We start from the raw sequence: 12,782 nt of genomic DNA, 5'->3' as shown, positions 1-12,782 counted from the left end.
AGTGTAGGGATTTGGGGGAGTCGTTTCCATCTGTCTGCGCTGGGGGTGGTGAGTGTAGGCAGTTGGGGATGGTTTCTCCGGTTGGATGCGCTGGGTATGAGTAAGCGTAGCCAGATGGGGACGGGGTCCGTATATGGCTACGCTGAGGGTTGCTGGATTACTGGTGATATTGGGATTAGCTGGGGATTATCCGGAATCGATTGGGCTGGCCGGAACCAACCGGAACCAACTGGAACCAGCCGGGATTGGGATTGTGACCGGGATTACCGAAGCCGCCCGGCAATCACTGCGCGAACAGGCGCGACGCGGCGGTCTCCGCTTCGGCATACACCGTCGAAGCCTGGGTCAGCGCCCGCTGGATTGCTTCAAGCGAGTTCTCCATCTGTTGCTGTGCGCTTCGCCACTGCGCCGCCACAGCTCCGAACTGCGCTGCCGCCGATCCCCGCCACACGCCTTGCAGCGTGTTGAGATTGGCGTACATCCCCGCAACCGCTTGGCGAATCTGACTCACCGAACTCTGTACCGCCGCGCTTGATGACTGAATCTGTTCGGAATCCACTTGATACTGAGGCATCGTTGTCTCCTTACTGCTCGTGTGTTTGTCCGTGTGCCTGCTTGCAGGCGTTCCTGTTCTGATTGATCGGTTATTCGTTGTGCCGAACCTGCTTGGACGCACTGCTTCAGGCCGAGAGCCGCTAAGCAACTCACCAGGCGAACTCGCCAAGCAACTCACCAGGCGAACTCGCCAAGCAACTCACCAGGCGAACTCGCCAAGCAACTCGCCAGGCGAACTCGCCAAGCAACTCGCCAAGCAAACTCACTGAGTCACCCCAAACAACCACGGTTACTCCATAATTCGCTGTTTGTCGGTGCCCAAACAGGTCGGTATGGTGGAGTGTATGACATTCGAAGCGTTGAACGGCGAAAAAACGGGTGCTGTGGTCGGAACCCCCCGTACCCCCCGTACTGGTGTGTCGCAAGCGGTGAAATGGCTTGTTTGCTTGGTTTTGGCGATGATGTGCGCGTTGTGGATAACCCCGTATGCACTCGCCGAGGGTGAGGGAACCCTTACGGAGAACATCACCGACCCGCAGAACCTGCTCGGTTCGAACACTTCCTCGGTTTCCGACAAAATCAAGGAAACAAAGGAGCAGACCGGTGCCACGGTCCGCCTGCTCTATGTGGAGAGTTTCGGCACCGAGGTGAAGCCCGTGGAGTGGGCGACCGGCGTGCTCGAATCGTTGAGTCCGAAACCGAATACCGTGCTGCTGGCCGTAGCATCCGGCGACGGCAAACTGGTGGTGGTCGCATCCTCGAATTCCGACGAGTGGCTGCGCAACAAGAAAACCGTGGAGGCGCTGAGCGAAGCCGCCACCGACAAGCTGGCGAAGAGTGGTGCTCAGGATTGGTCCGGCGCGGCCATCGCCATGATGGACGAAATCATGCTGCTGAAGAAGACCTCGACATCCTCCTCGCTGACGGTCGTTGGCATCATCGGCCTGATTTGCGCCGTGGCACTGCTGATCGTGGGCGCGGTCCTGATCGTGCTGCGCAACCGCAAGAGGCACAAGGAAGCCGAGTTGGATGCGAAGAGGGCTGCGGCGGGCAAGCGCACCCGCGCGAACCGTAGGCGTCACGCCGGGGAGCCTGCCGGCGGGTCCTCAGGGAAGGAACGCAAGCGCGGCGAGAAACGCAAGGGCGGTTCCGCGCACGGCAATCGTCATGGGCACAAGGGTCGAAGAGACAAGAAGGCCGCTGATCAGGCGGCTGAGAATACGGCTGAAACCTTGACCGGAACGAGTGCCGAAACCGGCGGTTTGACCGGCGGTTTGACCGGCGGTTTGATAGACGGTTTGACCGACGAAGCGCGAAACGACGCCGTTGCTGGCGCTGTCGTGGGCGTTGTTGAGGCGGTTACCGGAGCTGCGGAATCCGCGGGAGATGCCGTTGAAACCGCCACGGAGCTCGCTGCCCAAACCGCTGCGAAGAACCGCAGGAAGCGCAAGCGCCGGGGCGATGAGGATGAAGGCGGTGAGTCCGTGGACGTGCGGTCCGTGCAGTCCGCAGAGCTTGACGAATCCGAGCCGCGGTTCCATGCGGGCGATTCGTTCATGCCGGGTGACGGTTCCGTCGACCAGTCCGTTTCCGATGACATCGAGGCGATGTTCGCGAAACCGTTCATCCCCGGCACCCGTCGCATCGAAGGCAACAACGACAACGATGGCGGCAACGGCGGCTTCCGGGACGACTGATTCGCCGTTGCCGCCGCATTGACCCGCGCCTTGCATCGCAGCGAAACGCAAAATCGGACAGAATCGGCCCATTTCTGTCTGATTCCGGTATGAGACAGCCCTTGGTTTTTCCGAAGGATGCATGAAAATTCAGAGGACATTCAGGAAACCTACAGGGTTGCGGGTCATGCTGGAGGCTATGAGTAAGCCTACTGAAGCATCGATTGTTGTTGTCGACGACGAGCCGTCCATCCGCGAACTGCTGGTGGCATCCTTGCATTTCGCGAACTTCGAAGTCTCTACCGCAGCCTCTGGTTCGGAAGCCATCGAAGTTATCGAAAAGGTCCAGCCCGATCTCATCGTGCTCGACGTCATGCTCCCTGACATCGACGGATTCACCGTGACCCGTCGTATCCGCCAAGAAGGCATCAACGCCCCGGTCCTCTTCCTCACCGCCCGCGACGATACGCAAGACAAGGTGATGGGCTTGACGGTCGGCGGCGACGATTACGTCACCAAGCCGTTCAGCCTCGAAGAGGTCGTGGCCCGCATCCGTGCCATTCTGCGCCGCACGCGCGAACAGACCGAAGAGGATCCGATCATCCGCGTGGGCGATCTTGAAATCAATGAGGATTCGCATGACGTCACCCGTGCCGGCCAGTCCATCGACCTGAGCCCTACGGAATACAAGCTGCTGCGCTATCTGATGGATAATTCCGGCCGTGTGCTGAGCAAGGCGCAGATCCTCGATCACGTGTGGCAGTACGACTGGGGCGGCGACGCGGCAATCGTGGAAAGCTACATTTCATACCTGCGCAAGAAGGTTGACGGAATCGAGGTGACTGACGAGAACGGCGAGAAGCATAAGGTCACCCCGCTGATCGAAACGAAGCGCGGCATCGGCTACATGATTCGAGAGCCACGCTCATGACCGCGCCCCAGCAGGAACCGCATACGCCAGGCGTGCAGGAAAGCCCGAACGATCAGACCGGTCCGAACGGTCCGCGTACGCCAAGCGAGACGACTTCGGATGCTCCCATTGGCGGTGGCGCCCAGACCGGTGCCGCCGCCAATGCGGCATCTGAGGCCTCTGCGCAGGGTGCCCAGTCCGGCAAGCCAGCCGCTAACGCCGCGAAAGCCGCAGCCAAGGCCACCGCGAAAGCCGCGAAAGCCGCGAACAAGGCCACCGCGAAAGCCGCGAAAGCCGCGAACAAAGCCAAAGCGAAAGCCGAAGCCGCCGCACGCACCGCGGCGAAAACCGGCGCATTCAAAGCCAAGCACCAGACCTTCGCCAAACTCTTCCTCAACCGTTTCGACCGGTTCTCACTGAGCACCAAACTCGTCGCCTGCACGCTCATCGTGCTCATCGTCGGCACGGTAGGCATCTCCACCGCGATCCGCCAACTCGTCAGCAGCTATCTGCTGCAGAAAACCGACAACCAGCTCATCTCGCAGCGCTCGCTGATCCTGAGCAACACTACCATGCTGCGCGGGTCGAACAGTCAGAACAGCGGCATGGGCAACAACTACTTCCTGCAGGTGCGATACGTCGAAAACGGTGAATTCACAGGCAAAGTGAGCACTCCTCTGGTGCCGTCCGTCGCCGGGCTGACCGGCGCGTCAATCGTTTCCATGCCGAAACTGCCGACCGACGACCAGCTGACCGACGACATGTACGGCAAGCCGTTCACCACGAACGCCGTGCTGCGCGCGGTCGCGAACAATTCCGTGGACGGCGGCACAGGAACCGACCCGAACAATGACCTGGAAAGCGGAGCCGACGGCACGGATGCCACAACGAACGGGAAGCATGTTGCGGTAGGCAGCGGCGTATTGCAAGCCGCACGGGCACCATGGCGCGTGGCCGCGTTCAAATGGGTCGAGGCGGATAATAAAGGCAACGAAACCGTCAAAGGCGTGGTGTTCATCGGTTTGTCACTGTCCGACCAAATCGACATCATCAACACCCTGACCCAATACTGCATCACCGTGGGCATCGCCATCGTGCTGCTCGGCGGATCACTGTCTGCGCTCATCATCCGCCGTACATTGCAACCGCTGAAACGCATCGAGAAAACCGCCGCCCAGATCGCGGCAGGTGATTTGAGCCAGCGTGTGCCGCCTGCGCCCGAAAATACTGAAGTCGGTTCGCTCTCCTCGTCGCTGAACATCATGCTTGCCCGCATCGAACGCAGCTTCCACGAGCAGGAGCAGACCACCGAGAAGATGAAACGCTTCGTCTCCGATGCAAGCCACGAACTGCGCACGCCGCTCGCCGCAATCCACGGTTATGCGGAGCTGTACACCATGCAGCGTGACATGCCAGGCGCATTGGAACGCGCGGACGAATCGATCGCGCACATCGAACGTTCCAGCCAACGCATGACCGTGCTGGTGGAAGACCTGCTCTCGCTCGCCCGACTGGACGAGGGGCGCGGCATCGATATGACGCAGGAGGTGTCACTCACCTCGCTCGTAACCGACGCGACCGATGATCTGCACGCGCTCGACCCGGAACGTGAAGTGACGCGCGGCACCGTTACGCTCAAGCCCGCGGACGGGGAGCACCCGTGTGCGTTGGAGGTTGTGGAAGGTCAAATGCAGCCGATCACGCTGATTGGTGACGCGTCGAGGTTGCGCCAGGTGGTGACGAATATCGTGGGCAACGTGCATCGTTATACGCCGTCTGATTCACCGGTGCGCGTGTCGATGGGCACCATGCTCGCCTCGATCAACCAGCGCGACCTGGCCACGCTGCCTTCGAATGATGCTTCGCTACGGCAGTTCCTGGACGCGGCGGAAGTGGGGCAGAGCATGTCCACCGGAACCGCGTATGCGGTGTTGTGCTTCGAAGATCACGGGCCGGGCGTGCCTACGGAGACGCGTTCGCAGCTGTTCGAACGGTTCTTCACCGCCGATCCTTCGCGTGCGAGGGCCAAGGGCGGAACCGGTTTGGGGCTTGCCATCGCGCAGTCCGTGGTGCGGGCGCATCAGGGCTTTATTTGCGCTACGGATACGCCTGGCGGTGGTTTGACTTTCACCATTGTGCTGCCGTTGACGCATCTTGTGAATCCGGTGGCAACCGGCGCAGCTGGTGCTGGTGCTGGTACGGCTGGTGCTGGTACGGCTGGCGCGGCTAGTGTCGGTGCCGGTACGGACGGGCTGTCCCATACTGGAATCGGACAAAAACAGGCCAATTTTGTCTGATTTCGGAGGAGGGGATGGGGAGGTTTCGCGTGTCTCGTACCGGAATCGGACGGGAATGGGGCGGTTTTGTCTGATTTCGGTGGAGGGGGGAGGGGAATCTTCATATGTTTCGCATTCAGCTTCTGTTTCGCGCTCAACTCCCGTCTCATGTCCGTCTCATGTCCGTCTCGTGTCTGTCTCCTCCACTAGACTCCTTCGCCAACCAGACTCCCTCACCAACCGTGCACCTGCACCTCTGGCGGGCATACGGAGCTTGCGCTAAAATAAATCGGTTAATGTTTTTTAGGATTAGGAAAGCGAGAGTGCGCAATGCCCACCGGTCGAGTTCGTTGGTTTGACGCCGCTAAGGGATACGGCTTCATCGCCAGTGAGAAAGGCGAGGACGTGTTCCTCCCCGCGGCCGCTTTGCCCGCTGGAACCACCACGTTGCGTAAGAACGCTAAGGTGGAGTATGCCGTGGTTGCTGGCCGTAGGGGGCCGCAGGCCATGGATGTGAAACTTATCGCAGCCGGTCCGTCGCTGGTCAAGGCCACTCGCCCGAAGCCCGATGACATGGCCGCCATCTGCGAGGATCTCATTAAGATGTTGGATTCCGCAGGCAACACGCTGCGTCGCCACCATTACCCCTCTCCTTCCGAGAGCCGGAAGCTGGCGACACTGTTGCGTGCGGTTGCCGACAATTTCGACGTACAGGACTGATTTATGACCGGAACCGATGAAGTTCTTGACCCGCAGATGCCGTCCGAGCAGCCGGATCCGCGCGATATTGCCCGTGCGGTGGCCATGGATGTGGCCGATGAACCCGAGCAGGTGGGCGATGTTGTCAATGCCATCGAGCTTGGCGACAATGTGACGGATTTCCGCTTGGCTGCGGATGTGCGCGGATACGAGGGATGGCAATGGTCGGTCACGTTGTATCACGATGCTGAGGTGGGCACGTGGACGGTGAATGAGTCGTCGCTGGTGCCCACGGATGATGCTTTGGTGCCGCCCGCTTGGGTGCCGTGGAAGGATAGGTTGGAGCCTACTGATTTGGCGCCGACTGATTCCATTGGTACCGATCCGGATGATCCCAGACTTGAAGACGGGTTCCGCAAGACCAAGCCCGTGCAGGCGGCTGATGCTGCCGATGCGTCAACAAGTGTTGATAAGTCAACGAATGTTGGCGAAGCGGCAACCGGTGCGGAATCAGGGAATGCCGATGGTTCTTCGGATGCCGACGTGTCAACAGATGCTGACAACGCAACGAATGTTGACATGCAGGCGAATGCCGGTGAATCAACAAACGTTGACAACGTGGCAGATGGCGACAAGTCAACAAATGTTGCAACAAATGTTGACAAGGCCGCTGAGGCTGTTGCGGCTGCCGAAGCCATCGAGGCCGATAAGGAAGCCGAAACCGACGACATCGTTGAGGAATTCGCGCTGTCCCGCCGCCACGTGCTATCCCCGAAGGGCCGTGCCCAGGTGGCGAAGCGTTGGTATGAGGGCCCGCGTGGCCCGAAGGCGCTGTCCACCAAAACCGCGGACGGCAACCTGTGCTCCACCTGCGGGTTCTTCGTGCCGTTGAAAGGCGAATTGAACCGCATGTTCGGCGTGTGCGCGAACAAGTGGAGCCCGGATGATGGCCGCGTGGTGTCGGTTGATCACGGATGCGGCGAGCATTCCGAGATTGAACCGCCGGAGCCGAGCCACCTGTGGGTGCAGTCGAAGCCCGCATACGACGATTTCCATATCGACGTGATCGCTCAGAAGCCACGTGACGAGCGTGGCGTGGTCGAAGCCATCGAACAGCTTGACGACGATCAGGATGATGAGGCCACCGAGGAGGATATCCTCGCTAACACCGAGCCGGATGACGGTGACGATGAGGCGAACGAGACCCAGCCATCCGGCGTGGACGCCTCCGCCGAGCTTGAAGCGGTTGTCGCCATTGCCGTCGCCTCTGATGATGAGTCTGGCGATGAGGCTGTTGACGACGAATCCGTTGATGGTGTTGACGACGAGTCTGATGAGCCTGTTGACAATACCGACGAGGAGTCTGTTGACGGTGTTGGCGACACTGACGGTGAACCTGTTGACGAATCCGCTGACACATCTGTTGACAAGCCTGTTGACAGTGCTGATGGTGACGAATCGGCTGAACATAAGGTCGACGAGCAGTCTGAAGACGGTGGGGCTGTTGACAAGCCTGTTGACGAGTCAACTGATGAGCCTGTTGACAGCGATGATGATGGTTCTGTTGACGTGAGCGTTGCAACATCTGTTGGCAGCACCTCTGGCGAGGCCGATGATGAGGCTGTTGACACGGCTGCAGAATCCGCCAAGCCTGAATCTGGGTCGGAATCTGAGACAGAGTCGGAGACGGAGTCTGGGGCGGAAGCCGAAGTGGAGGCGGAGCCGAAGCCGGCGCCGGTTGCCGAGCAGCTGGAGCTTATCGTGGAATCCACGGAGACAGAAGCTGAGGTGGTTGTCGAGGAGACTGCAGAGCCGGAGGCCGACCCCGAATCCGAACCGGGCGAGAGTGCCGAGGAGTGACGGTCCCGCATATGGTAATTGGCTCGCATAGGGCAATTGCCATGCAGGAGTCATATACATAGACAGCCATAGCGGCGTCAGGTGTGCATATGGACCGCGCTGGGATCAACGTTTATCGATGATTCCAGCGCGGTTTTTGCATATGCGGCTGGATGCCTGGTGTGTGCTGGAGGGGTATGTAGGAGCGACGGCTGCATGACAGTGGGAGGCAAATTCGCGTACGGGGGTGTTGAAGAGGGCAATGACAATATGCCTGACAACGATGTCGAAGGCAAAGTCAGCGAATGTTAAAAAAATAGTCATATGTCTTCATATTGTCAAAATCAATGGAAGAAATTGGGCAGCGAATTTTACAGAGTCTAATAAGTGAGCATGTCAACAATTGTTGAAAAATACAGACCGAGTGTGTGGTTGCGTTCGGAAAACGGCTTTATTTCGCCAAAACAAGGGTTGGGATACTAGGTGATTGGCAGTGTCGATGTCCATCAAATTCATAGAAAATCAGACCGCGAAACTTTTACGGATCTCGATTTGCGGATTGCAAACGAATGCTATAACCTCGTATTTAGGTTGTGAATAACTGAATTCAGCGTTCCCCGATGACGCGGAAAGTTCGCCGGCGAAGAGGTAAGAATGGGAACGATGGCATTCAGTACATAGAGCTATTTGAGGAGCATGAAACGATGAGGCATCAGGTGGAACGGCTGAAGCACGTAGCGCTGAGACAGGGGGTCAAACCGGCCCGTGCGCTCACTGCAGCCCTTGTCGCCGTCGGCATGATGGCCACCATAGCCGTAACCTCCCCCATCCCCGCTTACAATGCCAAGGCCGAGGAGCCCGCTGACGGAAAAACCTGCACTCCGGCTTCTGTTGGCCTGGGCGATGATATGAGCGTGGAAGGTTCCGATACCGGTGTAGCTACGTACGTTGGCGGAGATATGTACGTGGGCGGCAAAGAAAACTCCAATTTGAATAGTGAAACCGGTCCAACTGGCACGTACGCTGTCGAAGCTGAAGGTCTGACCGTGGTCAACGGCAGCCTTGCGATGCATCCGCTGAAGGACGCATGGAAGGTGTGGAACACTGGCACAACCGGTGGAAAGCATTACACTTCACGTGGCTTCCGCTGGGGTGTGGTTGGTTTCGGTTCACAGTTCCGTCCCGCCGATGGCAAGACAGCTTTGGTGGTCGGCGGCAATACTAACACGTCCGTGATGGGCTCCAAGGTTGGCGCATGGGGTGCGCCGGGCTGGCTGGGCAAGACGGATGCTAATGATATAAACAGCCACGGGTACAAGGCTTCTTTGGCTGGCAGCAGAACCGGCGTTTGGGGCAGTAATGATTCTATTGATTCCGTACGCGGACTGAACGGCATCAACGACACTGAAGGTGATATTACCCCTACTCTTGGCACCGATCCCAGCTTGGTGGAATGGAAGAACCAGCCCGACAATCTGTCCAATGTGAACGGAACGGATTACTCCGGGTACAAGGGCAAGATTTCGAAGCTCTCCACAGATTTGAGCAACGTGACGAAATTGCCGGTAACCGGTACCGTTGCGACGGGCACTGCAGAAGCTGCGGCACCCGACTACACGATTTACAAGTACGACTACCGCAAGAACGGGAACAAAGGTAACTCCTTTACGTTCTACAGGGGCCAGCTGGAACACGAAAAGCTGATTACCTTTACCAGCATTGATACCAGCAAAAGCATGCAGGTGTTCAACCTACCCGCCTCTTCCTTAAATTTAAACGGAACCGATTACACGGGCATCGATTTCAAGTTCGTCAACGTGCCGGATAACGCTTCCGTTGTGGTTAACGTGACTGGCGCGAACGGGCAGACCATCGACTTCCACAATGGTTGGCGATTCTGGTGGAATAACGATAATATCGCCAACGATTTCGTCACGGCTGCATCTGAGGATGCTACGCAAGCGGCGAAGAACACGAATTACGCGAAGCGCGCGCAGCAAATCATGTGGAATTTCGCCGATGCGTCGAATGTGGTGATTCGCGGTGGCCAGGCTACGGGTTGGATTCAGGTCACTGACCACAACACGAACCCCAGCACCAATCACGGCGCATGGGGCAGTGCGCATGACATGCGGGCCACGGATGACCCTTCTGCGGCTTGGATGGGCAGCATTCTTGTTCCTAACGGTAGCCTCCAGAGCCATGTCTCTACTAATGGTCGTGTGTGGGTCGGCGGCGATTTCGAAATGCTGAACAACGAGACTGTGAAGAAGGTCAAGGGCCAAAGTTCGGATCATGCTGTTGGCAGCGAATTCATCAACGAGTCCGGCGAGAAGACCACATCCATTCTGGATATGGACCAGGAGCGTCATAATCTGCCGTGGAACGGCTCGTACTCCACCTCCTGCGCCGCGATCGCGTGGAACAAGGTGGATGACACCGCTGGGCACAATGCTCTCGGCGGAACCAGCTGGACTGTGTACGGCAAGAAGGAAGATGCGGTACACGGCACAAACGCTCTCGCCACCATCGCCGATGGCGGTTGGAACGATGATGCCGATGCGGAAGGTTCGATCCAGCTGGGCAACCTCGCCAAGAACGGCACCTATTTCCTGAAGGAATCGGGTACGGCTGAAGGTTATGCGCAGAACACCAACATTTACCAGATCAACACTGGTAGCACTACCGATGCTGCGACAAACATCTCCAGCGTTTTCGACAGTGCCGGTAAGGTAATCAGCACGGATGCAGACAAACTGTTGACGACTGACGGCAAGATCATCAATAAGAAGACCGGTTCGGCAATCGAATGGCAGAAGGTCGACGGCACCGACAACAACACGTTGCTGGCCGGTTCAACGTGGACGCTCTCCAAGATGAACGGCAATACTGCTGAGCAGTCTTGGAACATTACTGATGACCAGTCCGGCACAGAGGTTAAGTCCGTCAAGATCTTTGATGCGAATAATAGCGAAGTGGTTTCCGCGTCGTTTACGAACAGCACTGCGCAGCAATTCCACGCGGTGGCCTATGACCAGAACGGTACGCCCATTGACAATGCGAAGCTGACGTGGTCGTCTGCCAACAGCGCCGTGGCTGCAGTGAGCGAAAACGGTTTGGTCACTCCGACCGGCGATGGCAATACCATTATTACCGTGAAGTCGGCTGATGGTAATGTCACTGCATCGTTCACTGTCAATGTTTCCGGCGTGGCCGTAGAGACTTCCGTGTCGATTAACGGCTATACCGATGGTCAGGAAATCAATCTTGAGAAGGGCAAGACCCTTAATCTGATTGCTTCCGTGGATCCTGAAGGCAACACTGTTACATGGTCCACTTCCAACAATACGGATAACGTCTCGTTGAGCACCACCACCGGCACAAGCGTGACGTTGACCGCGAACAGCGTTACCTCAAGCCCCGTCATCATCACGGCCAAGGAAGCTCAGGGAAAGACATTCACTCTGAAGGTGAACGTGACCGCCAAGCAGTACCTCACGCTCTACTTCCAAGCACAGAACGACTGGCCCGCGAATAATGTCAAGGTGCATTACCAGACCACGAACGACACTGATTGGACGGACATCAGAATGACGCAAATGGATGGCTCTTGCAATAGTTATGCATATGCGAACATTCCGTTGACGGGTGGCAATGCGATTGACTCGACCAGCCAGTTCGGATTCCAACACATCAATGGAAACGGTTGGTATGGTCCGGGCAGTGCGAGTGTACCCAAAGCTAATGACCAGAACTTTAAGTTCACTAACGACAACACCCTTCCTGAAGTTGTGGTGATTTCCGCTGGACCGTCGTACTCGATCACCGCCCCCTCCGGCTGCGCCGTCACCTCCACCGCCGCATACAGCAGCCGTCGTGTTGCCGCCCGCAGTGGCGAGCATCGCGCGGTCGCCTCCGTGTTGCGGACCCAAAGCAATGTGGTGAACGTGCTGGAAAACAGCACTGTTTCCAGCAAGAAGGATGAAGATACCAAGGCCGGCAAGTTCAAGGTCTCCGATCTTGCAGACGGTACGTACTGCCTGCAAGAGGAGACCGCGCCGAACGGTTACGAAGTGTCCGATACGGTATACACCATCACCATCACGAATGGTGCTGCAACGTGGAACTCCGCGCCAGATGGTTACAAGCTGCCGAACACCCGCAAGACCGGTACGGTCAAGTGGAACAAGGTGAGTTCTAAGTACAACACCGAGTTCCTGAGTGGCGCCGAATGGAAGCTGACCCGTATCAAGACGTTCTCTTGGAATAATGGCGTTGCCACATACGTGGATGCGTCTGGCGATCTCGGAACTGTCAAGGATTGCGTGAATGGCGAAAGTGGTGTCTCTGACTGCTCCACCCAGTCCGGCCAGTACGTTGACCTGAATGGTGAGAAGGGCGGGTTCGAGCTTCATGGCTTGGCATGGGGCGAGTATCAGCTCGTCGAAACCAAGGCTCCTGACGGATTCAACCTCGACAGCACCCCGCACATGTTCCGCATTGGTCCCGCCGAAGGCTCTGACGTGACCGGTGAATGGTACACGTCCAGCGGTTTCAAGACGGATACCACCGGCGCATACAACGCGAATACGGCGTTCACCGTTGACGGTGGATCCATTACCAACACCCCTGGTGTCGTCCTGCCTAGCACGGGCGGCGAAGGGCTGAACAAGATGTACACTGCGGGATTCCTCGCAGTGGCGATTGCCGTGGCCGGTCTGGCCTTGAGCCTCAGGAGGCGGCAATCATGATTATCGACTCTGTGAGAGGGGAGGGCGGCCCGTAGCTGTTCTATGAACGCCCTCTCCTCAAGGGCTGAAAACTTAA

At 57.8% G+C, this 12,782-nt stretch carries 7 protein-coding genes; 6 read left to right on the top strand and 1 reads right to left on the bottom strand.

Going from position 1 to position 12,782, the window contains the following annotated elements:
* Positions 1-283 precede the first annotated feature (283 nt).
* Positions 284-574 (bottom strand): WXG100 family type VII secretion target, encoded by a 291-nt coding sequence (locus BUB29_RS06680; protein WP_033522535.1) that lies wholly within the window; start codon positions 572-574, stop codon positions 284-286.
* A gap of 325 nt (positions 575-899) precedes the next feature.
* Here BUB29_RS06680 and BUB29_RS06675 point away from each other — a divergent pair, with 325 nt between their 5' ends.
* The 6 genes from BUB29_RS06675 (at position 900) to BUB29_RS06650 (ending at position 12,706) form a co-directional block, all read left to right on the top strand.
* Positions 900-2,252, top strand: coding sequence for an EGFR-like transmembrane domain-containing protein (locus BUB29_RS06675; RefSeq protein ID WP_159430615.1), 1,353 nt, complete (start codon positions 900-902; stop codon positions 2,250-2,252).
* A 178-nt stretch (positions 2,253-2,430) separates the two neighbouring features.
* Positions 2,431-3,162 carry a response regulator transcription factor gene (locus BUB29_RS06670; RefSeq protein ID WP_033522537.1) on the top strand — a complete coding sequence of 244 codons (732 nt, stop codon included), beginning with the start codon at positions 2,431-2,433 and terminating at the stop codon, positions 3,160-3,162.
* A complete protein-coding gene (locus tag BUB29_RS06665) occupies positions 3,159-5,438 on the top strand; it encodes a sensor histidine kinase (protein ID WP_234945705.1) in 2,280 nt (759 codons plus the stop codon). Before BUB29_RS06670 ends, BUB29_RS06665 begins: the two co-directional genes overlap by 4 nt.
* A 309-nt stretch (positions 5,439-5,747) precedes the next feature.
* Positions 5,748-6,137 (top strand): cold-shock protein, encoded by a 390-nt coding sequence (locus BUB29_RS06660; protein WP_033522540.1) that lies wholly within the window; start codon positions 5,748-5,750, stop codon positions 6,135-6,137.
* 3 nt (positions 6,138-6,140) lie between these two features.
* Positions 6,141-7,976: a DUF3027 domain-containing protein gene (locus BUB29_RS10355; protein ID WP_073117608.1), complete on the top strand. Its 1,836-nt coding sequence runs from the start codon at positions 6,141-6,143 to the stop codon at positions 7,974-7,976.
* A gap of 683 nt (positions 7,977-8,659) precedes the next feature.
* Positions 8,660-12,706: a SpaA isopeptide-forming pilin-related protein gene (locus BUB29_RS06650; RefSeq protein WP_033522542.1), complete on the top strand. Its 4,047-nt coding sequence runs from the start codon at positions 8,660-8,662 to the stop codon at positions 12,704-12,706.
* Positions 12,707-12,782: the final 76 nt, after the last annotated feature.

The sequence above is a fragment of the Bifidobacterium merycicum DSM 6492 genome (assembly GCF_900129045.1).
GTDB classification, from domain to species: Bacteria; Actinomycetota; Actinomycetes; order Actinomycetales; family Bifidobacteriaceae; genus Bifidobacterium; species Bifidobacterium merycicum.
Note: the sequence above shows the minus strand (reverse complement) of the source record. Positions and strands in the feature narration are given on the sequence as shown.